The organism is Micromonospora haikouensis, from assembly GCF_000876225.1.
GTDB classification, from domain to species: Bacteria; Actinomycetota; Actinomycetes; order Mycobacteriales; family Micromonosporaceae; genus Micromonospora; species Micromonospora haikouensis.
In genome coordinates, this window is record NZ_JXSX01000002.1 from 772541 (window position 1) to 793976 (window position 21436).

A 21436-nucleotide genomic window follows, 5' to 3' on the forward strand; every position below is an offset into this window, starting at 1 on the left:
GTGATCCACTGCGCAATGCTGCTCGCAAGATTGTTCACGTACGCCGAAACATGCAAGACTGAGCAGGAAACGCGCGGCAATCGCGCAGGGAAAGGGGCACTCCGTGACGCGTGCAGGGGCCGGCATGGCCGCCGACATCTCCGAGCAGCCGGCCGGCTACGAGCGGCTGCTCTCCGCCGAGCACGCCGGGGCGATCGCCGAGGTGGCCGCCGTCGTCGCGCAGCGCCGCCCCCGGCACGTGGTCTTCACCGCCCGGGGCACCTCCGACCACGCCGCCCTCTACGGGGCGTACCTGACCGAGATCCGGCTCGGCCTGCCCGCCGGGCTCGCCTCGCCCAGCGCGGTCACCCTCTTCGGCGCTCGCCCCGACCTGTCCGACGCGCTGGTCGTCGGCGTCAGCCAGAGCGGCGGCTCACCCGACCTGGCCGAGGTGCTGCGCACCGCCCGCGCGTCCGGCGCGCTCACCCTCGCCGTGACCAACAACCCCGACTCGCCGCTGGCCGGGATCGCCGAGCTGAGCGTCGACATCGCCGCCGGACACGAGCGGGCCGTGGCGGCCACCAAGACGTACACGGCGGAACTGCTCGCCCTGCTGCTGCTCGTGGAGGGCGTCCGGGCCGGCGACGGGGCGCTGCCCGCCGCCGAGCGCGCCGCCCTGGCGGCCCTGCCCGAGCTGGCCGCCCGCACCCTCGACGACCCCACCCCGGCCCAGCTCGCGCCCCGCTACCGGTTCGCCGCCCAGCTCGTCACCACCGGCCGGGGATACGCGTACCCGACCGCCCGGGAGGCGGCGCTCAAGCTGATGGAGACTTCGTACCTGCCGGCGCTCGCCTTCTCCGGCGCGGACCTGCTGCACGGCCCGCTCGCGATGACCGACCCGGACGTACCGGTGCTGGCCGTGGTCGGCTCCGGCCCCGGCGGCCGGTCCATGGGCGAGGTGCTGCCCCGCCTCGGCGAGCGCCGCGCCGACGTGGTCGTGGTCGGCTCGGCCGACGTCGAGGGGGCCACCCGGATGGCCGTCCCCGAGGTCGACGAGCGGTACGCCCCGCTGCTGGACATCCTGCCGTTGCAGCGCCTCGCCCTTGCCCTGGCCCTGGCCCGCGGCGAGGACCCCGACGCGCCCCGCGGCCTGAAGAAGGTCACCGCGACGATGTGAGCGCCCCGGGCCGGCCGGCGGACGTGGGCGGGCCCGCGGAGGTGAGCCGGGCGGGCCTGCGCACGGGTCGACCGGTGTGAGCCCGGCCGGCCAGCGGGACGGGGCCCGGGTGGGCGTGGCACGCTGTGCATCGTGTCCACGTTGCGCGACCTCGCCGAGGAGCACACCCAGCTCCGTCCCGCCGACATCGACCACCTGCACCGGATCGCCGGAGACTGGCAGCTGCTGTCCGACCTGTCCTTCGCCGACCTGCTGCTGTGGGTGCCGGTGGACCGCGACGGCACCTTCCTCTGCGTGGCCCAGGTCCGCCCGACGACCGCGCCCACCGCGTACCAGGACGACCAGGTGGGGCGGATCGTCGGCGGGCCCGAGGTGGCCCACCTGGAGGTCGCGTACGGCCAGGGCCGGATCTGGCGGGAGGGCGACCCGGTCTGGTACGGCGACGTGCCCGCCCGGCACGAGGCGATCCCGGTCCGGCTGCGCACCGCCGACGGGGAGGCCGGCGAGGTGATCGCGGTCGTCGGCCGGGACACCAACCTCTCCACCGCCCGCACGCCCAGCCAGCTCGAACTGAACTACCTGACCACCGCCGACGACCTCGCCCAGATGATCGCCGACGGCACGTTCCCGCCGCCCCGGCACCCCGGGGAGACGACGTCCGCGCCCCGGGTCGGCGACGGCCTCGTCCGGCTCGACGCCGGCGGCAAGGTCACCTACGCCAGCCCCAACGCGCAGTCCGCGTACCGGCGGCTCGGCTTCGCCGCCCACCTGGTCGGGGAGGACCTGGCCAAGCTGCACCGCCGGCTGGCCGGCGACCCCCTGGAGGGCACCGAGGCGGCCAACGGCATCCTCGCCGCGCTGCGCGGCGAGGGTCCGCCCCGGCGGGAGATCGACGCCCGGGGCGCGACCATGCTCACCCGGGCCCTGCCGCTGATGCCCGCCGGGGTGCCGATCGGCGCGCTGGTCCTGGTCCGCGACATCACCGAGGTACGCCGCCGCGACCGCGCCCTGATCACCAAGGACGCCACCATCCGGGAGATCCACCACCGGGTGAAGAACAACCTGCAGACCGTCGCCGCGCTGTTGCGCCTCCAGGCCCGCCGGGTGGCCATGCCGGAGGCCCGGGTCGCCCTGGAGGAGTCCGTACGCCGCGTCGCCTCCATCGCCCTGGTGCACGAGACGCTCTCCATGTCCAGCGACGAGGCGGTCGAGTTCGATGGCATCGTCGACCGGGTGGCCAGCGCGGCGACCGAGGTCGCCGCGACCGAGCAGACCGTCGGCATGCGCCGCCGGGGCAGCTTCGGCGTGCTGCCGGCCGAGATCGCCACCTCGTTGGTCATGGTCCTCAACGAGTTGCTGCTCAACGCCGTCGAGCACGGCTTCCCGCCGGCCGCTGAGTCCCCGACCGGGCCTCCGGCTGTGCCCACGGCCGGATCCTCGGCCGGGGCGGAGGCCGGCGGCGGTGCTGGGGCGGAGGCCAGCGGCGGTGCCGGGGTCGCTGGGGTGGGCGTCGGGTCCGGGTCCGTCGGGCTTGCCGGCGCTTCCGGGGCGACCGGGGCGACCGGGGCGACCGGGGGCGCGGCGGTGGCCGGCGGAAGCGGTTCCGGGGCGGCCGGCGCTTCCGGGGCGGGCGAGGGCTCCGGGTCGGCTGGCGGTTCCGGGTCGGGCGGGGGTTCCGGGTTGGCCGAGGGGTCCGGGTCGGGCGGGGTCCTTCCGCAGGTCGCCGCCGGGGCCGAGTCGACGGTGCCACCCGAGGTCGTCGTGTCGGCACACCGGTTCCGCAAGCAGCTGCACGTCACCGTCGCCGACAACGGGCGTGGCCTGCCGGCCGGGTTCGACGCCGAGCGCGGCAGCCGCCTCGGGCTCCAGATCGTCCGGGCGCTGGTGACCGGCGAGCTGCGCGGCACCATCGAGCTGCGCAACGGCGCGGAGGGCGGCACCGAGGCGGTACTGGTGGTCCCTCTCGTCCGCTCCTGACGCCCGTCCTGCCCTGCGCGCCGCTTGATCGACTCCATGTCGGCGACATGGCGGCATCCCACCGCCCCGGATACCGCCATGTCGCCGACATGACGCGGGCGATCCCGGGGCGGCCGGACGGCCGGGCGGCCGGGCGGCCGGGCAGCCGGGCAGGCCGGCTCAGCGGGTGAGTAGTGCCACGGTCAGGCCGGGGCGCTGCCAGACCCGCTCGACGGCGAAGCCGTCGTCCCGTAGCGCCGCCCCCTTCGCGCCGGGTACCGCGGCGACCGGGTCCGGTCGCCGGCCGGCGACCACCAGCCAGACCCGCCGCGCCCCGGCCAGGCAGGCGGCCGGGTCCGGGCACTCGTCGGCCCAGTAGTCGCCGCGCGCGTCGCGGCCCCGCACGGCCAGCGCGTCCCGGGGCTGCCGGTCGCCCAGGTGGTAGCCGATGCCGAGGTCGGTGAAGAGCCAGCCGTCCCGGGGCGAGAAGACGATCACGTCACCGGGCCGGCGGCCCGCGTCGACCACCCGGGCCGCCCCCCGGTAGTCGACCAGCGCGCCCCGTGGCCACTCGTGGCTGTGCCGCAGCGCCGCCTGGTCGGGCAGGCCGAGCAGGCCGGCGAGGAGCACCACGGCCAGCGCCGCCGGTAGCACCGCCGTGGCCAGCGCCGCCCCGGCCAGCAGGCAGGCGAACGGCACGACGAAGAACAGGTAGCGCGGCACCCACAGCGGCACGGCCAGCCCGGCCAGGAAGACCAGGGCCACCGGCAGGACGAGGCAGGCGGCGGGGAGCAGCCCGCCCCGGCCCGACCGGGCGGCACCGAGGGCGGCCAGGCCCAGCAGCAGGCCGCCCACCGCGCCGCTCTGGGCCAGCGCGCCGGGCAGGGCGACAAGGTCGGCGGCGCGGGCCTGGTCCACCCAGTCGAGCTGCCGCCCCCGTTGCCCTGCGGCCAGTAGCACCAGGGGGGTCAGCACGACCGCCGCCGGCAGGAGCGCGAGCAGCCAGCCCCACACCGGTCGACGCGACCGGCGGCCGGCGGCCGGGCGGAGGCCGGATCGGTCGCCGGCACCGTGGGCTGCCCGGTCGGCGGTGCCCGGAGCGGCCCGGTCGGCGGCACCGTGGGTGGCCCGGTCGGCGGTGCCCGGGGCGGCGCCAGAAGGGGTGCGGCGGCCGGCGGCCAGCACGGCTGCCGCGTGGGCGGCGAGCAGGGTGAGGGCGACGAGGTGGGCCAGGCCGAGGGCGGCCACGGCCGCGGCGTACCCGGCCCAGCGCCGCCAGCCGGGTCGCTCCAGCGCCCGGACCAGCAGCAGCGTCGCCAGCACCGCGAAGAGGGCGACGAAGGCGTACGGGCGGGCCTCCTGGGCGTACCGGGAGGTGCCGGGCAGGGCCGCGAACAGCAGGCCACCGGTCAGGCCGGCGTGCCGCCCGAGCAGCCGTGCGCCGAGCGCGGCGGCGAGCCCGGCCGTGCCCGCCATGGCCAGCGCCGACGGCAGCCGCAGCGCGGCGGGGGAGTCCCCGCAGAGCATCACCCAGCCGTGCATGAACAGGTAGTACGGCCAGGTGGCCGCGTCGATGGTGCCGGCCATCCGGGCCAGGTCGCCCAGCGGCCGGGTGGCGGCGCTCCAGGTGGCCAACTCGTCGCGCCACGGCTGGGCCGAGCCGATCCCCGCGCCGGTGACCGCCAGCGTCGCCAGGGTCGGCCACAGCCAGACCGCGCCGAGCCATCCCGGCAAAAGCCGCCTTACAGGCAATCCGCCCACGATGTCGAGCCTTCCACACCCGAACGGCCTACGCCCCCACCCCGGCCCCCAACCCGGTGATCAAGAGGAAAGCGTCACCGTCGAGATCGACTCTGACGCTTTCCTCTTGATCACCCGGGCGAGGGGCGCTTGGCCTGTTCGGGGGCGGTGTCGGCGCGGTGGCGCATCGGTGGCCCGTGATGTGGGATCACACTCACGGTCGGTGGTAGGTCCACCGCCGGTGTGCGAGCATGGTCGCATGCTTGCCGCTGTCGTCCGTCGCTTCGTGGCCCGTCGCCACGTCGACTACGGCCGCGTGCGCAGCGCCATCTGTCCGGCCCACTGACGACGCCCGACCCATCCGTCTCGGGCGCGTAGTCGCGCCGGCCGTCCGACACCGCTGTCCACGGCCCCGTCCCACGGGCCGGCCGCGCGCCCGCGTCCAGAGGCACAGCAGACAACGGAGGACGCCGCGATGGCGGTCAGCAGCACCCCCGCCCGACCCGAGGCACCCACGGCACCCGTCGCGCGGGCGCCCCGCCGCCCCCGTGGGGAGGGCCAGTGGGCGCTCGGCCACCGCGAGCCGCTCAACGCCAACGAGCGGATCAAGAAGGACGACGATCCGCTGAACGTCCGGGCCCGGATCGAGAACATCTACGCCCACGGGGGCTTCGCCTCGATCGACCCGCAGGACCTGCGCGGCCGGTTCCGCTGGTGGGGCCTCTACACCCAGCGCAAGGCCGGCATCGACGGCGGGCGCACCGCCGTGCTGGAGCCGCACGAGCTGGAGGACGAGTTCTTCATGCTCCGCGTCCGGGTCGACGGCGGCCAGCTCACCCTGGACCAGCTCCGGGTGGTCGCGGACATCTCCCGGGAGTTCGCCCGGGACACCGCCGACATCACCGACCGGCAGAACATCCAGTACCACTGGATCCGGGTCGAGGACATGCCGGAGATCTGGCGTCGGCTGGAGTCGGTGGGCCTGCAGACCACCGAGGCGTGCGGCGACTGCCCGCGCATCGTGCTCGGCAGCCCGGTCGCCGGGGTGGCCGAGGCCGAGCTGCTCGACCCGACCCCGGCGCTGGAGGAGATCGTCCGGCGGTACGTCGGCGACAAGCGCTTCTCCAACCTGCCCCGCAAGTTCAAGACGTCGATCTCCTGGCTGGTGGACACCCCGTACGAGGCGAACGACATCGCCTTCCTCGGCGTCGACCACCCGGAGCACGGCCCCGGCTTCGACGTCTGGGTCGGCGGCGGCCTGTCCACCAACCCGATGCTGGCCAAGCGGCTCGGCGTCTGGGTGCCGCTGACCGAGGTGCCGGACGTCTGGGCCGGCGTGGTCGGCATCTTCCGCGACTACGGCTACCGCCGGCTGCGCAACCGGGCCCGGCTGAAGTTCCTCGTCGCCGACTGGGGCGTGGAGAAGTTTCGCGAGGTGCTGGAGAAGGAATACCTGGGCCGCACGCTGCTCGACGGGCCCGCCCCGGAGCTGCCCGCCAAGCCGGTCGACCACATCGGGGTGCACCGCCAGCGCGACGGGCGCGCCTACGTCGGGGCAGCCCCGGTGGTGGGCCGGGTCTCCGGCACGCAGCTCGCCCGGCTCGCCGACGTGGTCGAGGCGCACGGCAGCGGCCGGGTGCGGCTCACCCCGTACCAGAAGCTCCTGGTCCTGGACGTGCCCCCGGAGCGGACCGGATCGCTGGTGGCCGAGCTGAGCACGATCGGCCTTGAGGCCCGGCCGTCGGCCTGGCGGCGCGGCACGATGGCCTGCACCGGCATCGAGTTCTGCAAGCTGGCCATCGTCGAGACGAAGGCGCGCGGCGAGGAGCTGGTGGCCCGGCTGGAGGAGCGCCTGCGCGACTTCGACGCGGACATCTCCATCCACCTCAACGGCTGCCCGAACGCCTGCGCCCGCACCCAGGTCGCCGACATCGGCCTCAAGGGCCAGCTCGTGGTCGGCCCCGACGGCCGCCAGGTCGAGGGCTTCCAGGTGCACCTGGGCGGCGGCCTGGGCATGGCGCAGGGCCAGACCGCCGGGTTCGGCCGCAAGCTGCGCGGCCTGAAGACCACCGCCGACGAGCTTCCGGAGTACGTGGAACGGCTGGCCCGCCGCTACCTGGCGAGCCGGACCGAGGGCGAGTCCTTCGCCAACTGGGTGATCAGGGTAGACGAGGAGGAACTCCGATGAGTGAGACTCGTTCCGCGCCGCTGTACTGCCCCTACTGCGGCGAGGAGGACCTGCGGCCGAGCGAGGCCGGGCACGGCGCGTGGGAGTGCCACGCCTGCGCCCGCGTGTTCACGGTGAAGTTCACCGGCCTGCTGACCGAGGCGGTGACCCGGTGACCGCCCTGGTGTCGGCCGCGACCCTGGGGCTGGTCGGCCCCGGCGGCCCGACTCCCGCCGATCCCGCCCGGCGCAGCCCGCAGGAGCTGCGGGAGCTGGCCGAGCGGGCCGGCCGGGAGCTGGAGGGCGCTCCGGCGCTGGAGATCGCCCGCTGGGCGGCCGAGACGTTCGGCGACCGGTTCTGCGTGACCAGCTCGATGGCGGACGCCGTGCTGGCCCACCTGGTCTCCCGGGTCGCGCCCGGGGTCGACGTGGTCTTCCTCGACACTGGCCTGCACTTCCCGGAGACGCTGCGGGTGCGCGACGAGGTGGCCCGCCGGCTGCCCGTCAACGTCCGGTCGATCCGGCCCCGGCTCACCGTCGGCCAGCAGGACGGCGAGTACGGCCCCCGGCTGTTCAACCGGTCGCCGGACGACTGCTGCCAGCTGCGCAAGGTCGAGCCGCTGGAGCGGGCGCTGGCCGGGTACGACGCCTGGGCCGCCGGGCTGCGCCGCGACGAGTCGCCGACCCGGGCCAACACGCCGGTGGTGACGTTCGACGCCCGCCGGGGCAGGGTGAAGGTGAACCCGATCGCCGCCTGGAAGCAGGCCGACGTGGACGCCTACATCGCCCGGCACGACATCCCGGTCAACGAGCTGTTCAAGCGCGGCTACGGCTCGATCGGCTGCTGGCCCTGCACCCGCCGCACGAAGGCGGGGGAGGACCCCCGGGCCGGTCGTTGGGCGATGTTCGAGAAGACCGAGTGCGGGCTGCACCTCTGACCGTGTCCGGGCCCCGGGTGCCGTCGGTCGCGGCCGGCGACCCGGTGGTCCTGGTGGCGCACGGCAGCCGGGACCCTCGGGCGGCCGAGGCGACCCGGGCGCTGGCCCGGGCGGTCGCGGCCGTCCGCCCCGGCGTGGCCGTGTCGGCGAGTTGGCTGGACCACACGGACCCGGGGCCGACGGAGGTGCTGCGGTCGCTGGCGGCGGCCGGGCATCCCCGGGCGGTGCTGGTGCCGCTGCTGCTCACCGCCGCGTACCACCGGCGGGTGGACGTCCCGGCGGCCGTCGCGGCGGCCCGCGAGTCGGGCCCGCCGATCGACGTGCGCGTCTCCGACGTGCTCGGCCCGGCCGACGGCGTGGTCGACGGGGCGCTGCTGGCCGGGCTGCGGCGGCGGCTGGCGGAGGCGGAACCCGGCCGGTTCGACGCGCTGGTGCTCGCTGCCGCGGGCACCCGGGATCCCCGGGCGCGGGGCTCGGTGGGCCGGGTCGCGGCGGCGCTCGGCGCGGAACTCGGGGTGCCCTGCCGGGTGTCGTACGCCTCGGCGGCCCCGCCGGACGCGGGCGCGGCGGTGTCCCGGCTGCGCGCGGCGGGCGCCCGGCGGGTGGCCGTGTCGGCGTACTTCCTGGCCCCGGGGCTCTTCCACGACGCGGTGCTGGCGGGGGCGCGGGCGGCCGGCGCGGTGACCGTCTCCGGGCCGCTCACCGACGCCCCGGAGCTGGCCGATCTGGTGCTGCGTCGGGCGGACGCCGCGCCGCCGGAGTGAATCCGGGCGGGCGGCGGAATCGGGCGGGCGGCGCGCCGGTCGGGTGATCGGGGCGGCCCCGGCCCCGGCGCGGGGGCGCAGCGGGGCGCGAGGACGCCGCACAGCAGAACGCCCCGACAGGGGTTGCCCTGTCGGGGCGTGGAGCTGTGGTGCGTGCAGTAGGTCAGGCGGAGTGAGCGCGCAGCACCCGGAGGCCACCGCGGCGCTTGACGGCGCGCCGCTCCTCCTCGCTCATCCCGCCCCAGACGCCGGCGTCCTGACCGGACTCAAGTGCCCACTGGAGGCACTGGTCGGTCACGGAGCAGCGCCGGCAGACGGCCTTGGCCTGCTCGACCTGCAGGAGAGCCGGACCGGACGTCCCGATCGGGAAGAACAGCTCCGGGTCCTCGTCGCGGCAGACAGCATGGTGACGCCAGTCCATGGCGGCAACACTCCTCATTCTGGATGGGTGGCAGATATTGCGTTGGTGCTTTTCCTTTATGCATCCGCACGCCGATGGTCACGGTTCGCATCCATCAATTCGGCGCTGCGTGAGCAGGCTCTGGTAGCCACTGGGACCTGCTCGAACAGCTCAACACAATGAGCATGTCCAAGCAATGTCCCGGTAACTCAAGTTCGCTTGTGAATACTTTCACGAACTCACGCGATGTCAAGGGTGACGCTCGGAAAAACTCCGAGCGGTGAGCAAGCTCACGACCCCTTTGTCCGGTTTGCAGGGAGTCCTGGTTACCCGGCGTACCACAGTCGAGGATCAATATAGTACAGTCTGCGTGACATTGCTGACATTTCCGGCACCTCGCCCTCGGTGTGGCGGCCACCGCATCGACAGCGGTGGGGGGACCGCGCTCGACCAAGGGCTGTACCCGAGACCTAGCAGATTACTCTCAGTGCGGCCGGAACGGATGCGAATCTGACTTTTTCCCGCTCGCCGAGATAGTCCCCGTCGAGCTGGAAAGCCTGAGGACGGCTCGCGACCAGGGTGAACTCGGCCAGGTCGTGCAGCTGCAGCACCTGACGCCCTCGCGGATTGGGCGTGTGGGAGAAGAACTGGGTCACTGTGCGTGCCGTGCTCGCCACGCGGAGCTGCCGCATGGCCAGCACGTCGAGCCCGAGGTCGAAGGACGCCGCGGGATTCGGGTTGATCTCCCGCTCGCCCAGGTACGTCCAGGGCGCGGTGTTCTGGATGATGACCGTGGCCAGCTCACCCTCCGTAACCTCGCCGGGTCGCTCCAGTGAGATCGTCGGATGGCGGCGGTCCGAGCCGAGGAAGTACTGGTTGACCGTCGAGCGCAGATAGAGCGCGGGCGTGGAGACCCGGCCGCGCCGGCGGGCCTGCTCCACCCGGTGGATCACCGCCGCGTCGAGGCCGAAGCCGGCGCAGAAGGTGAAGTAGCGGTCGTCGGCCCGGCCCAGCCCGATCGTGCGGGACCGCCCGAGCCGCAGCCCCTCCAGGATCATGCTGGTGCCCTCCGGCCACTCCCGGGGCAGGCCGAGCGCGCGGGCGAACACGTTCGTGGAGCCCCCGGGGACGGTGGCCAGCGCCGGCAGCCGCTCGGCGGGGCTGCCCCCGGTGCGGATCGTCGGCGGCTCGGCCGCCATCAGGCCGTTGACCACCTCGTTGACCGTGCCGTCGCCGCCGAGCGTCACCACCAGGTCGACGCCCTCCTCGGCCGCCTCCCGGGCGAGATCCATGGCGTGACCCCGCCGGCGGGTGTACCGCACCGACAGGTCGACTTCGCTGCGCAGCGCCCGGACCAGGACGTCGCGGCTGCGTTCGCTGGTGGTGGTGGCCTTCGGATTGACCACCAGGACGGCCCGCATGGGCGGCACTGTACCGCGCCCCACCACCGGTATCGTGGCGCGCGTGACCATCGACTCGGACCAGGACCCGACCACGCTGCGCTGGGCGGTCCGGCTGCTCCGGGCGGAGGCGGTCGCCCTCGGCCTGGTCGCCGCCTGGCTCGTCTGGGCCGACCTCACCGCCACCACCACCGACCTGCCGTCGGCGCTGCTGGTGACCGCGTTCGCCCTCGGCGGCGCGGCCGCCCTCTGGGCGCTCGGCGGCGCGCTCGGCCGCCGCCGCGCCGGGGCCCGAGCCCCGGCGATCGTCCTGCAACTCATGCTGCTGCCGGTCGGCTGGTACATGATCCAGGGCGGGCTCGGCTGGCTCGGCGTGCCGCTGATGGCGCTTGGCCTCGGCGTCAGCGCGCTGCTCGTCAGCCCGCCGACCACCCGGGCCCTCGGCCTCGCCTGAGCCGGGCGGGCGCGGGCCCGCTGGGTGGCCCGTGGCGGGCGAGAAGAGCCGGCGCTACGGGGGTCAGTAGCCGGCGCGGCGGGTCAGCAGGGAGATGGTGGCCCGGCCGTTGGCCGCGCTCGCCGAGGCGGCCGTGGTGAGGGCCGTCAGCACCTTCCAGGCGAACGACGACTCGGAGGGCAGCGTCGCCCCGCGCACGGTCGGCACGGTCACCTCGACGGTCAGGGCGTCCTCGGTCACCTGGAACCGGCACTCCAGCTCGGCGTCGCGGGTGGCGATCGCGAGGAGCATGGCGCACGCCTCGTCCACGGCGATCCGCAGGTCCTCGATCTCGTCCAGGGCGAACTGGAGACGGGCGGCGAGGCCGGCCGTGGCGGTGCGGAGCACGCCGAGGTAACCGCCGTCGGCGGGCACCGTGAGGTGCACGATGTCGTCGTCGGTGGCTGGCTGGCCGGTCAGTTGAGTCACGCCTCATCCCCCCGGTGGGGGACTCTACCCCGTCAGGCCGACGGACGCGTGGGCGCGGCGCTCGTCGGCGGCGTCGCGCCGGCCGCGAGCGCGGTCAGGGCCGCCCCCGTCAGGCGGTACGGCACCCACTCCTCCATGGGGGACGCGCCGATCGAGGCGTAGAACCGGGCCGCCGGGTTCCAGTCGATCATCGACCAGTCGAGCCTTCGGTAGCCCCGCTCGACGCAGATCGCGGCCAGGGTGGCCAGCAGCCGCCGGCCCGCACCGGTGCCCCGCGCCTCGGGGCGGACGTAGAGGTCCTCCAGGTAGATGCCGTGCACGCCGGCCCAGGTGGAGAAGTTGAGGAACCACAACGCGAAGCCGAGCGGCCGGTCGGCCCCGTCGACGGCCACGTGCCCGAAGAGCGCGGGCGTCGGGCCGAACAGGGCCTCGGTGAGCTGCCCGGCGGTCAGGTGGCACTCGTCGGCGGCCCGCTCGTACGCGGCCAGCTCGTGCACCATGGCGACGACGGCCGGCACGTCCTCGGGACGCGCCGGCCGTACCGTCGGTGTGGACCCGGGGGTCACGCCTGCTTGGTCTCCCAGAAGATCTTCGAGATCTCCTCGATCTTCGCCAGCAGCTCCTCGGCCTTGGCCGGGTCGGCGCTGCCCTTGGCGCCGCTGGCGCCCGCGAGCTTGGTGGCCTCGTTGAACAGGGTGTGCAGGTTGGGGTACTTCTCGAAGTGCGCCGGCTTGAAGTAGTCCGTCCACAGCACCCACAGGTGGTGCTTGACCAGCTCGGCGCGCTGCTCCTTGATGATCAGCGCCCGGGTGCGGAACTCGGGGTCGGTGTTCGCCTGGTACTTCTCGGCGATCGCCTTGATCGACTCGGCCTCGATCCGGGCCTGGGCCGGGTCGTAGACGCCGCACGGCAGGTCGCAGTGGGCGCTGACGGTGACGCTCGGCATGAGGATGCGCGGAAGTCGCATCGGGATCCTCCATGGGAAGTTTGCGATGATCCAGGACGACATTACTCCTGGAGATGCTCCCCAGCGGGACGGAGGTGAAACAGGTGCCCGCCGACACTCCCGCCGCCGACCGGCTGCGGGGGCCGCTCACGGCCGTACTGGTGACCGGCCCGTCGATGGCACCCACCCTGCGCCACGGCGACGCCGTCCTGGTGCGGCGCGGGGGCCGCCCGATCCGCCCGGGCGACGTCGTGGTCGCGGTCTTCCGCACCCGCCCGGAGCTGCTCGTGGTCAAGCGCGCGGTCCGCCCCGCCGACGGCGGCTGGTGGGTACGCGGCGACAACGACCTCGTCACCGACGACTCCCGGGCGTACGGCGTGGCCGACGTGCACGGCCGCGTCGTGGCCCGCTACTGGCCCCGGCCTGGCCGGCTGCCCCGCCCCGCCGGCTACCGGCGAGTATGACCCTACTCACATCCGACTTGTGCTCCCGACACTATGCTCGGCAGGTATCCGGGTGACCCCCGCACCGTGCCACCGCCGCTGGCCGCCTCACCTCGCGCTGGCGCCGGTCGCCTCGTCTACCCGACAGATTCCTGGAGTCACCATGTCTTCGTCCACCGTGGACCCCGCTGATCCCGTCTTCCAACTGCACGTCGGCGGCAAGCTGGCCGTCGCCTCCACCGTCCCGCTGAGCAGCCGCGAGGACCTCTCCCTCGCGTACACACCGGGGGTGGCCCGGGTGTGCGAGGCGATCGCCGCCGACCCGGCGCTGGCCGACGACTACACCTGGGCGGGGCACACCGTCGCCGTCGTCACCGACGGCTCGGCCGTGCTCGGGCTGGGCAACATCGGCCCGCGCGCGGCGCTGCCGGTGATGGAGGGCAAGGCGGTGCTGTTCAAGCAGTTCGCCGACGTCGACGCGGTGCCGGTCTGCCTCGACACCCAGGACGTGGACGAGATCGTCGCCGTGGTGAAGGCCCTCGCCCCCTCGTTCGGCGGGATCAACCTGGAGGACATCAGCGCCCCGCGCTGCTTCGAGGTGGAGCGCCGGCTCGACGAGGCGCTGGACATCCCCGTCTTCCACGACGACCAGCACGGCACGGCGATCGTCGTGCTCGCCGCGCTGCGCAACGCGGCCGCCCTGCTCAACCGGAAGCTCGGCGACCTGCGGGTGGCGGTCAGCGGCGCGGGCGCGGCCGGGGTGGCGGTCACCCGGATGCTCATCGCCGGCGGCGTCGACCCGGCCCGGGTCGTCGTCTGCGACTCGAAGGGCATCATCGGCCGGCACCGCACCGACCTCACCGGCACCAAGGCGGACCTCGCGGCCGACACCAACGCCGAGGGGCGGTCGGGCGACATCGCCGAGGCGCTGCGCGGCGCCGACGTGCTGGTCGGCGTCTCCGGCGGCGAGATCTGCGAGGCGGCGGTGGCCGGGATGGCCCCCGGCGGGATCGTCTTCGCCCTGGCCAACCCGACGCCCGAGGTGCACCCCGAGGTGGCCGCCCGGCACGTCGCCGTCGTGGCCACCGGCCGCAGCGACTACCCCAACCAGATCAACAACGTGCTGGCCTTCCCCGGGGTGTTCCGGGGCGCGCTGGACGCCCGGGCGACCCGGATCACCGACGGGATGAAGGTGGCCGCCGCCGACGCGATCGCCGGGGTGGTGGCCGACACGCTCACCGCCGACGCGATCGTGCCGTCCCCGCTGGACCCGCGGGTCGCCCCCGCGGTGGCCGAGGCCGTCGCCGAGGCCGCCCGTCGCGACGGCGTCGCCCGCGCCTGACGTGCAAGGAGGGGCACCCTGTCAACGCCTCGGGATGGCAGGGGGCCCTTCTTAACACCCCCACTCCTTGTTACGGTGCGGATCATGCGTGCCGCCTTCGCCTCGAGCTTCGACGCCGACAACCCGCTCGCCGCGCTGACCGTCGGCGAGCAGCCCGAGCCGACCCACCCCGAGGACGACTGGGTGACCGTGCAGGTGCGGGCCAGCTCGATCAACCACCACGACCTGTGGTCGCTGCGCGGCGTCGGGCTCGGTGCCGACCGGCTGCCGATGATCCTCGGCTGCGACGCCGTCGGCACGGCCCCGGACGGCACCGACGTGGTGGTCTTCCCGCTGGTCGTCGACCCGGGCGACCCGCGCGGCATGTCCATCCTCTCCGAGCACTTCCCCGGCACCTTCGCCGAGCGGGTGGCCGTACCCCGGATGAACCTGCTGCCCCTGCCGGCGGGCCTCTCGGCGACGGACGCCGCCTGCCTGCCCACGGCCTGGCTCACCGCGTGGCGGATGCTGACCACCAAGGGCCGGGTCGACGAGGCCGACGCCGTGCTGGTCCAGGGCGCGGGCGGCGGCGTCGCGACGGCCGCCGTCGCGCTCGCCGTCGCGCTCGGCAAGCGGGTGTACGCGACCAGCCGCGACGCCGGCAAGCGGCAACGGATCGCGGAGCTGGGGGCGACCGCGCTGGAGCCCGGCGCGCGGCTGCCCGAGCGGGTCGACGTGGTGATCGAGACGGTCGGCGAGGCTACGTTCGACCACTCCCTGAAGTCGGCCGCGCCGATGGCCCGGATCGTGGTCTCCGGTGCGACCGCCGGGCACGAGCCGAAGGTCAACCTGCGGCGGGTCTTCGCCATGCAGCTGGAGATCCTCGGCACCTCGATGGGCACGCCGGGGGAGCTGACCGAGCTGCTGACGTTCTGCGCCGAGCACGAGGTGCGCCCGGTGGTGGACAGCGTGGTGCCGTTCAGCCGGATCGAGGAGGCGTTCGCCCGGCTGCACTCGGGCGAGGCGTTCGGCAAGATCGTCATCGACCACACGGCGTGAGGCCGGCCGCCGTCACAGGCGGTCGTCGAGGGTGGCCACGCCGCCGCGGGTGGCCTCGTCCGGCAGCCGGCGCTTCGCCGCCGCGTCCCCGTACAGGGTCCAGCGCAGGAACTCGACGCAGGTGTCCGAGACCACCCGCAGGGCCGCGCCGTCGGTGAGCAGGGCCCGCCCGTGGTCGCCCTTCGGCAGGCTGAGCATCGCCTTCGGCCAGGGCACCTTGTCGTACGCGGCCTTGCCCGACGCGTAGTCGACCACCTCGTCGGCCTTCCCGTGCACGAACAACTGCGGGGCGGCGGCCCCCGCGAAGGCGGTGCCCACGCCCAGGCAGGTGCCGGCGAAGACCACCCCCGCGTCCAGCCGGTCGTCCCGGCCGGCGGTGAACAGGCCGATCGTGGTCACCCCGCCCGCCGAGTGCCCCGCCGCCGCCACCCGGTCCGTGGCGAGCCGGCCACGCAGCGGGTCGCCGGCCTTCGCGTCCAGGGCGAGCACCCGGGTCAGCGCGTACGACACGTCGGCCGGCTGGTTCAGCACGTCCAGCACGTTGGTGTCGGTGCCCCGCGCGGTGTGCGGGAAGGCCGGCGCGGCCACCACGAACCCGGCCGCCGCCCAGCGGGTGAGCAGCAGCTCGTAGTCGTCGGGCCGCCCGTTGAGGCCGTGGCTGAACATCACCACGGGGAAGCGGCCCGTCGCGGCCGTCGCGGACCGCTGCGGCGTCCCGCCCGCCGTGCCCCGGGCCGGGTACCAGATCGTCACCGGCAGCGGGCGGTCGCCGTCGCGGTTGAGCTTGAGCTGACGTACGCCGACGGCGAAGCTCTCGCTCGGCGCGCTGCCGGCGGGCACGCGCGGGGCCGGGGTGGTCGCCTTCGGCGCCTGCGGCGGGGCGGCCTCGCGCCAGGCGGGCTCCGCGCCACCCGAGCAGCCCGCCAGGCCGGCGGCGAGCAGGGCGGTGGCCAGCAGGGCGGCGGTACGACGGCGGCGGCACATGAAACCGATTGTGCCTCGCCGGAGGCGGAGCACCGGCCCGCATCGCACCGCAGGTCAGGGCGCGCTCACCCCGGGCGACGGGGCGGCGGGTGGGCTGCCCGGAGCCGGGTGAGGTCGGCGGCGTCCTTCGGGCGGCGTGGCCGGTCCGGCATCCAGACGGGGAACATCTCCTTGAACTCGATCTGCGCGGCGACGGAGACGACCGGCGCGGTCAGGTCGCCGATGCGGCCGGGCGGCGCGTCGAGCATCCCCGCCGGCAGCGGTGTGCCGGCCCACGGTCCGGCGCCCACCACCACCTGCCCCGCCGCGTCCCGGCTCAGGTAGGCGACGCTCAGCTCCACGTCGCCCCGGACGAGTTCGAGCTGCACGTCGACCGGCAGCCGGGGGTCGACCCGCCAGCCCCGTCCGCCCAGCGCCTCGGCGAGCCGGTCGGCGTCGTCGCGCCAGCAGTACCAGTCGACGTCGACGTGCGGCCGGGTCACCTCGCCGAGGACGAAGTCCATCGCCCACCCGCCCCGTAGCCACAGCGCGACCCCGACCACCCGGGCCACGGTGACCGTCTCCGCGATCGCCGCGAGCTGCCGCGCTGCCAGCCCGTCCCGCCCGCCCCGCTCGCCGTCCCCGCCCACGCTGCGACGGTAGCGCCCGGTGCGTGCCCCCGCGCGAGTGTCAGAAGGGGGCCCTCCCTGTGCAGAAAGCGTTGACAGGGGGCCCTTCCTTGCAACTCCAGTGGGTGGGGAGGGTGGCGTCCGTGGGGAGGCGGCGCAGGGCGGCCCGGTCGCCGTACAGCGCCCAGCGCAGGAAGTCCGTGGTGGTGGCGAGGACCTGGGCGAAGCCGGGGCGGCCCGGGGTCAGGTAGGTGCCGTGGTCGCCCCCGGTGACGGTGAGGAACCCGGCCGGGCCGGGTGTGCGGGCGTACGCGGCCCGGCCGACGGCCACCCCGACGACCGGGTCGGCGTCGCCGTGCACGAACAGCACCGGCGCGGTCGGCCCGGCGAACGCCCCGGCCAGGCCGCCCCCGGCGAGCACGATGCCCGCCCGCAGCCGGGGCGGGTGCCCGGAGGTGAGCATCCCGGCGGTGGTGAAGCCGCCCGCCGAGTGGCCGGCAGCGGCGAACCGGGCGACGTCCAGGTGACCGGCGAGCGGGTCGCCCCGGCGGGTGTCGAGGCGCACCAGGTGCCGGATCAGCCGCCACCCGTCGGCCGGCTGGTGGCGCACGTCGGCGCGGGTGAACCGGGCCGCCCCACGCCGGGTGTGCGGGTACGCGGGCGCGGCGACCACGAAGCCGGCGGCGGCCCACCGGCTGGTCAGCGGGGCGTGCAGGGCGGGCAGGCTGTCCAGCCCGTGACTGAACACGACGACGGGGAACCGGCCGGGGGCCACCCCGCCCCGGGCGGCCGGATACCAGACGGTCACCGGCAGCGGGCGCGCGCCGCCCGGGTCGAGGGTGAAGGTGTGCACCCCGACCGGGTACGCCGTCGCCGGGGCGGGGCCGGCCGACGGGGTGCTGCGGGGCCCCGGGGCGGCGGTGGCCGTGCCGCAGCCGGCCAGCAGCGCCGTCATCGTCGCGGCGACCAGCCGGCGTACCCACACGCCCTCACGGTAGGCGGCCGGCGGTGCACGGCGGCCCCGCCGTCCGGACCGGTGGGCGACGCCACCCGGTCGGGGTGGCTCCGCCGATCCGGCGGTCCTGCGGCGTGCCGCCCGGTCGGGCGGGCGCGGGGTGGACCGTCTTGGCTAGGGTCTGGCCATGTCTGACAAGTACGTGGACCCGAGCGGCAACACAGAGCAGTTCCGGGCGTTCGCCCACGCACCGGAGGGCGCGGCCCCGGCCGCCCCGGCGTCCCGGGTTCCGCTGGTCGCCGGAATCGCGGTGGCCGTGGTGCTGCTGGTGGCCGTCGTCGCCTGGCTCGCGCTGGGCTGAAGCCCGGCGGAGACGGGCTGGGCTGCAGCCGGGCGGAGGCCGGGCCGGGCTGACCGCCTCAGCCCGTGGCCTCGGCCACGGCGCGGGCCTCGCGGGCGATCTCGCGTTCCTCGTCGGTGCCGACGACGCAGACGGCGACCTCCGCGCCCGCCGGGGAGATCACCCGGTCGCCGCTGCCGTCGTTGCGCGCCGGGTCGACGGCGATGCCGAGCCGCTCCAGGCCGGCCAGCGCGGCGGCCCGCACCGGCGCCGCGTGCTCGCCCACCCCGGCGGTGAAGGTGACCGCGTCCACCCGGCCGAGCAGCGCGTAGTACGCCCCGACGTAGCCGGTGATCCGGCGGGTGTAGACGTCGAAGGCGAGCGCGGCGGCCGGGTCACCGGCGGCGCGGCGGGCCAGCACCTCGCGCATGTCGTTGACCCCGGCGAGGCCGAGCAGGCCGCTGCGGTGGTTGAGCAGGTCGTCGATCTCGTCGACGCCCATGCCGGCCTCGCGGCGCAGGTGGAAGACGATCGTCGGGTCGAGGTCGCCGCTGCGGGTGCCCATCACGAGGCCCTCCAGCGGGGACATCCCCATCGAGGTGGCCACGCTGCGCCCGCCCTGTACGGCGCAGGCGCTCGCCCCGTTGCCCAGGTGCAGGGTGATCGTGTTCAGCTCGTCGTACGGCCGGCCCAGCAGCTCGGCGGTGCGCCGGGAGACGTACGCGTGGGAGGTGCCGTGGAAGCCGTACCGGCGGATGTCGTACCTGCGGGCGGTGTCCCGGTCGATCGCGTAGGTGGCGGCGGCCTCGGGCAGGGTGTGGTGGAACGCGGTGTCGAAGACGGCGACCTGCGGCACCCCGGGCAGCGCCTCGCGGGCGACCCGGATGCCGGCCAGGTTGGCGGGGTTGTGCAGCGGGGCGAGCGGCACGAGTTCCTCGATCGCCGCGAACACGGCGTCGTCGACCAGCACCGGTTCGGTGAAGCGCCGCCCGCCGTGCACCACCCGGTGCCCCACGGCGGTCAGCCCGGCGAGCCCGTCCGGGCCGAGCCGGTCGAGGATCTCCCGGACGGCCGTCTCGTGGTCGGCGGGCCCGCCGCCGGGCTCGCCGACCCGCTCGACGGTGCCCTTCGCCAGGACCTCGTCGCCGTCGTAGAGCCGGTACTTCACCGACGAGGAGCCGCAGTTGAGGACGAGCACCCGACTCATGAGGACTCCCCGGCGGCGGCCTGGATGGCGGTGATGGCGACGGTGTTGACGATGTCGGGGACGGTCGCGCCCCGGGACAGGTCGTTGACGGGGCAGCGCAGGCCCTGCATGACCGGGCCGACGGCCACCGCCCCGGCGGAGCGCTGCACCGCCTTGTACGTGTTGTTGCCCGTGTTGAGGTCGGGGAAGATGAACACGGTGGCCCGCCCGGCGACGGCGCTGTCGGGCAGCTTGGTGGCCGCGACGTGCGGGTCGATCGCCGCGTCGTACTGGATGGGGCCCTCGACCAGCAGCTCCGGCCGCCGCTCGCGGACGAGGCGGGTGGCGGCGGCGACCTTCTCCACGTCGGCCCCGGCCCCGGAGTCCCCGGTCGAGTAGGACAGCATCGCCACCCGGGGTTCGATGCCGAACCGGGCGGCGGTGTCGGCCGAGGAGATCGCGATGTCGGCGAGCTGGGCGGCGTCCGGGTCGGGGTTGACGGCGCAGTCGCCGTAGACGAGCACCCGGTCGGCGAGCAGCATGAAGAACACGCTGGAGGCCACCGACACCCCGGGCACCGTGCGGATGATCTCGAACGCGGGGCGGATGGTCGCGGCGGTGGTGTGGGTGGCCCCGGAGACCATCCCGTCGGCGTGCCCGGTGTGCACCATCATCGTGCCGAAGTAGTTGGGCTGCGCCACGATGTCGTGGGCCAGCTCGGCGGTCATGCCCCGGTGGGCGCGCAGCTTCGCGTACGCCTCGGCGAACTCGTCGCGCCACGGGCTGGTCGCCGGGTCGACGACGGCCGCCCCGGAGATGTCGACGCCCAGCTCCCGGGTGCGCCGGGCGATGTCGTCGGGGCGGCCGAGCAGGGTCAGGTCGGCCACGCCCCGGCGCAGCAGGATCTCCGCCGCGCGCAGGATCCGCTCCTCCGCCCCCTCGGGCAGGACGAGGCGGCGGCGGTTGGAGCGGGCCCGGTCGATCAGGTCGTACTCGAACATCAGCGGGGTGACCCGCGCGGAGCGGCTGACCCGCAGCCGGCGGGCGAGGTCGACGGTGTCGACGCAGTCCTCGAACGCGCCGAGCGCGGCCTCGACCTTGCGCGGGTGGGCCATGCTGGGCCGCCCCTCGATCCGGCTGGACGCGGCGACCGTGTCGTAGCTGTCGCTGCCCACGGAGAGCACCGCGAGCCCGGTGTTGAGCCCCTCGACGAGGCGCATCGCCCTCGGGTCGGGCCGCTCGCCGAGGGTGAGCACCAGCCCGGCGACGGAGACCTGGCCGGCGACGTGCGCGGCGCTGGCCGCCACCAGCAGGTCCGCCCGGTCGGCCGGGGTGATCACCAGCGCGCCCTCGGTGAGGTGGTCCAGCAGCGTCGGCACGTGCGCCGCGCCGACGACGTAGTCGAGCACGTCGCGGCCGAGCGCGGCGTCGTCGCCGGCCAGCAGGGTCGCGCCGAGCGCCGCCGCCACCTCGGCCACCGTCGGCGCCGACACGGCCGGCACCTCCGGGATCGCGTACGCGGGGACGGGCAGCTCGGGCAGCGTCATCGGCCCCGGCACCCGGTTGGCGATCACCGCCAGCACCGTCGCGCCGAGGTCCACCAGATCGTGGTACGCCCCGCGCGCCGCCGCCGCGATCGCCTCCGGCTGCTGCCCGAAGCCGTCGACGACGGGCACCACGACGCTGCCGAACTCGGTGGCCAGCCGGGCGTTGAACGCCAGCTCGCGGGGGCCCGCGCCGTCGCCGCCGTCGGCGAAGTCGCTGCCCACCACGACCACCGCGGGGCAGCGCCGTTCGACGTCGCGGTACCGCTCGACGATCCGGGAGATCAGCTCCTCCCGGCGGCCGTCGGCGACCAGCGCGCCCGCCTCGGCGTAGCTGCAGCCGTGCAGCTCGTCGACCGGAATCTCGATGCGGTAGCGCTCGCTGAGCAGGGCGAGGATCTGGTCGGGCCCCCGCCCGGGGACCAGCGGCCGGAACGCGCCGATCCGTTCGACCTGCCGGGAGAGCAGCTCGGCGAGGCCGAGCGCGATGGTCGACTTGCCCCCGCCGGAACCGACGCTGGTCAGATACACGCTCCGGGCCACGCCCCCACGCTACAAGATCGCGCCCAAGGCCGCCCGGGTCCTTGGACCCGGGCCGGCGGGGGCTG

Annotated in this window: 22 protein-coding genes; 11 read left to right on the forward strand and 11 right to left on the reverse strand. The window is 75.1% G+C overall.

All coding sequences use genetic code 11. The features are described from left to right. The first annotated feature begins 124 nt into the window (after positions 1 to 124). Both TK50_RS20115 and TK50_RS20120 read left to right on the forward strand, forming a co-directional pair. Entirely contained in the window at positions 125 to 1156 is a 1032-nt protein-coding gene (locus TK50_RS20115; RefSeq protein WP_043965897.1) for an SIS domain-containing protein, read from the forward strand. Positions 1157 to 1288: 132 nt separating this feature from the next. Further along, positions 1289 to 3133: a histidine kinase N-terminal domain-containing protein gene (locus tag TK50_RS20120; RefSeq protein ID WP_082106458.1), complete on the forward strand. Its 1845-nt coding sequence runs from the start codon at positions 1289 to 1291 to the stop codon at positions 3131 to 3133. 159 nt (positions 3134 to 3292) lie between these two features. Here TK50_RS20120 and TK50_RS20125 read toward each other — a convergent pair whose 3' ends face one another. Continuing rightward, on the reverse strand, positions 3293 to 4873 hold the full coding sequence (locus tag TK50_RS20125; RefSeq protein ID WP_043965899.1) for a glycosyltransferase family 39 protein: 1581 nt from the start codon (positions 4871 to 4873) through the stop codon (positions 3293 to 3295). A gap of 454 nt (positions 4874 to 5327) precedes the next feature. Between TK50_RS20125 and TK50_RS20130 the strand changes: the two genes are divergently transcribed. Genes TK50_RS20130 through TK50_RS20140 form a run of 4 tightly spaced genes read left to right on the forward strand, consistent with a single transcriptional unit; the run spans position 5328 to position 8720 of the window. After that, entirely contained in the window at positions 5328 to 7040 is a 1713-nt protein-coding gene (locus TK50_RS20130; protein ID WP_043965902.1) for a nitrite/sulfite reductase, read from the forward strand. Continuing rightward, complete coding sequence (locus TK50_RS34485; protein WP_176734126.1) at positions 7037 to 7195, forward strand: hypothetical protein; 159 nt, start codon at positions 7037 to 7039, stop codon at positions 7193 to 7195. Before TK50_RS20130 ends, TK50_RS34485 begins: the two co-directional genes overlap by 4 nt. Beyond that, the gene (locus tag TK50_RS20135; RefSeq protein ID WP_043965904.1) at positions 7192 to 7956 is read left to right on the forward strand and encodes a phosphoadenylyl-sulfate reductase; all 765 of its coding nucleotides are present in this window, start codon (positions 7192 to 7194) and stop codon (positions 7954 to 7956) included. Before TK50_RS34485 ends, TK50_RS20135 begins: the two co-directional genes overlap by 4 nt. A gap of 2 nt (positions 7957 to 7958) precedes the next feature. Then, a complete protein-coding gene (locus tag TK50_RS20140; protein WP_043965906.1) occupies positions 7959 to 8720 on the forward strand; it encodes a sirohydrochlorin chelatase in 762 nt (253 codons plus the stop codon). A gap of 163 nt (positions 8721 to 8883) precedes the next feature. Here the strand turns inward: TK50_RS20140 and TK50_RS20145 are convergent, their stop codons facing one another. Both TK50_RS20145 and TK50_RS20150 read right to left on the reverse strand, forming a co-directional pair. Continuing rightward, positions 8884 to 9141, reverse strand: coding sequence for a WhiB family transcriptional regulator (locus tag TK50_RS20145; protein ID WP_007072794.1), 258 nt, complete (start codon positions 9139 to 9141; stop codon positions 8884 to 8886). A gap of 449 nt (positions 9142 to 9590) precedes the next feature. After that, on the reverse strand, positions 9591 to 10541 hold the full coding sequence (locus tag TK50_RS20150; protein WP_043966571.1) for a diacylglycerol/lipid kinase family protein: 951 nt from the start codon (positions 10539 to 10541) through the stop codon (positions 9591 to 9593). Between TK50_RS20150 and TK50_RS20155 the strand changes: the two genes are divergently transcribed. Beyond that, positions 10540 to 10974, forward strand: coding sequence for a hypothetical protein (locus TK50_RS20155; RefSeq protein WP_374199629.1), 435 nt, complete (start codon positions 10540 to 10542; stop codon positions 10972 to 10974). The genes TK50_RS20150 and TK50_RS20155 overlap by 2 nt on opposite strands. Before the next feature lie 63 nt (positions 10975 to 11037). On the opposite strand, the gene TK50_RS20160 is transcribed toward TK50_RS20155, so the two are convergent. From TK50_RS20160 to sodN, 3 genes are read right to left on the reverse strand one after another with little or no spacing between them, the layout of a single operon-like run. After that, positions 11038 to 11442 (reverse strand): ATP-binding protein, encoded by a 405-nt coding sequence (locus TK50_RS20160; RefSeq protein WP_043965908.1) that lies wholly within the window; start codon positions 11440 to 11442, stop codon positions 11038 to 11040. A 32-nt stretch (positions 11443 to 11474) separates the two neighbouring features. Continuing rightward, the gene (locus tag TK50_RS20165) at positions 11475 to 12008 is read right to left on the reverse strand and encodes a GNAT family N-acetyltransferase (RefSeq protein ID WP_043965910.1); all 534 of its coding nucleotides are present in this window, start codon (positions 12006 to 12008) and stop codon (positions 11475 to 11477) included. After that, positions 12005 to 12409 (reverse strand): superoxide dismutase, Ni, encoded by a 405-nt coding sequence (sodN, locus tag TK50_RS20170; protein WP_043965912.1) that lies wholly within the window; start codon positions 12407 to 12409, stop codon positions 12005 to 12007. Before sodN ends, TK50_RS20165 begins: the two co-directional genes overlap by 4 nt. A 53-nt stretch (positions 12410 to 12462) precedes the next feature. Between sodN and TK50_RS20175 the strand changes: the two genes are divergently transcribed. From TK50_RS20175 to TK50_RS20185, 3 genes are all read left to right on the forward strand, one after another. Next, entirely contained in the window at positions 12463 to 12852 is a 390-nt protein-coding gene (locus tag TK50_RS20175; RefSeq protein WP_144420337.1) for a S24/S26 family peptidase, read from the forward strand. A gap of 142 nt (positions 12853 to 12994) precedes the next feature. After that, positions 12995 to 14173, forward strand: a complete 1179-nt coding sequence (locus TK50_RS20180; protein ID WP_043965914.1) for an NAD(P)-dependent malic enzyme — start codon at positions 12995 to 12997, stop codon at positions 14171 to 14173. Positions 14174 to 14248: 75 nt separating this feature from the next. Next, on the forward strand, positions 14249 to 15211 hold the full coding sequence (locus TK50_RS20185; protein ID WP_199486102.1) for a zinc-binding dehydrogenase: 963 nt from the start codon (positions 14249 to 14251) through the stop codon (positions 15209 to 15211). 12 nt (positions 15212 to 15223) lie between these two features. On the opposite strand, the gene TK50_RS20190 is transcribed toward TK50_RS20185, so the two are convergent. The 3 genes from TK50_RS20190 to TK50_RS20200 form a co-directional block, all read right to left on the reverse strand. Then, entirely contained in the window at positions 15224 to 16195 is a 972-nt protein-coding gene (locus TK50_RS20190; protein WP_043965919.1) for an alpha/beta hydrolase family protein, read from the reverse strand. Positions 16196 to 16260: 65 nt separating this feature from the next. Further along, complete coding sequence (locus TK50_RS20195; protein ID WP_043965922.1) at positions 16261 to 16824, reverse strand: nucleotidyltransferase domain-containing protein; 564 nt, start codon at positions 16822 to 16824, stop codon at positions 16261 to 16263. Between the two features lie 40 nt (positions 16825 to 16864). After that, a complete protein-coding gene (locus TK50_RS20200; RefSeq protein WP_043966578.1) occupies positions 16865 to 17758 on the reverse strand; it encodes an alpha/beta hydrolase family protein in 894 nt (297 codons plus the stop codon). Between the two features lie 187 nt (positions 17759 to 17945). Here TK50_RS20200 and TK50_RS34490 point away from each other — a divergent pair, with 187 nt between their 5' ends. Continuing rightward, the gene (locus TK50_RS34490; protein WP_199486103.1) at positions 17946 to 18119 is read left to right on the forward strand and encodes a hypothetical protein; all 174 of its coding nucleotides are present in this window, start codon (positions 17946 to 17948) and stop codon (positions 18117 to 18119) included. Between the two features lie 58 nt (positions 18120 to 18177). Here TK50_RS34490 and TK50_RS20205 read toward each other — a convergent pair whose 3' ends face one another. Then, complete coding sequence (locus TK50_RS20205) at positions 18178 to 19305, reverse strand: acetate kinase (protein WP_043965924.1); 1128 nt, start codon at positions 19303 to 19305, stop codon at positions 18178 to 18180. Then, the gene (gene pta, locus TK50_RS20210; RefSeq protein WP_043965927.1) at positions 19302 to 21371 is read right to left on the reverse strand and encodes a phosphate acetyltransferase; all 2070 of its coding nucleotides are present in this window, start codon (positions 21369 to 21371) and stop codon (positions 19302 to 19304) included. Before pta ends, TK50_RS20205 begins: the two co-directional genes overlap by 4 nt. Between the last annotated feature and the right edge of the window lie 65 nt (positions 21372 to 21436).

Coding starts and splice junctions, on each gene's coding strand:
- TK50_RS20190 (WP_043965919.1), bottom strand. CDS start 16,195: ATGTGCCGCCGCCGTCGTACCGCCGCCCTGCTGGCCACCGCCCTGCTC.
- TK50_RS20175 (WP_144420337.1), top strand. CDS start 12,463: ATGCTCCCCAGCGGGACGGAGGTGAAACAGGTGCCCGCCGACACTCCC.
- TK50_RS20145 (WP_007072794.1), bottom strand. CDS start 9,141: ATGGACTGGCGTCACCATGCTGTCTGCCGCGACGAGGACCCGGAGCTG.
- TK50_RS20130 (WP_043965902.1), top strand. CDS start 5,328: ATGGCGGTCAGCAGCACCCCCGCCCGACCCGAGGCACCCACGGCACCC.
- TK50_RS34485 (WP_176734126.1), top strand. CDS start 7,037: ATGAGTGAGACTCGTTCCGCGCCGCTGTACTGCCCCTACTGCGGCGAG.
- TK50_RS20155 (WP_374199629.1), top strand. CDS start 10,540: ATGGGCGGCACTGTACCGCGCCCCACCACCGGTATCGTGGCGCGCGTG.
- TK50_RS20115 (WP_043965897.1), top strand. CDS start 125: ATGGCCGCCGACATCTCCGAGCAGCCGGCCGGCTACGAGCGGCTGCTC.
- TK50_RS20150 (WP_043966571.1), bottom strand. CDS start 10,541: ATGCGGGCCGTCCTGGTGGTCAATCCGAAGGCCACCACCACCAGCGAA.
- TK50_RS34490 (WP_199486103.1), top strand. CDS start 17,946: ATGTCTGACAAGTACGTGGACCCGAGCGGCAACACAGAGCAGTTCCGG.
- TK50_RS20200 (WP_043966578.1), bottom strand. CDS start 17,758: ATGACGGCGCTGCTGGCCGGCTGCGGCACGGCCACCGCCGCCCCGGGG.
- TK50_RS20180 (WP_043965914.1), top strand. CDS start 12,995: ATGTCTTCGTCCACCGTGGACCCCGCTGATCCCGTCTTCCAACTGCAC.
- sodN (WP_043965912.1), bottom strand. CDS start 12,409: ATGCGACTTCCGCGCATCCTCATGCCGAGCGTCACCGTCAGCGCCCAC.
- TK50_RS20205 (WP_043965924.1), bottom strand. CDS start 19,305: ATGAGTCGGGTGCTCGTCCTCAACTGCGGCTCCTCGTCGGTGAAGTAC.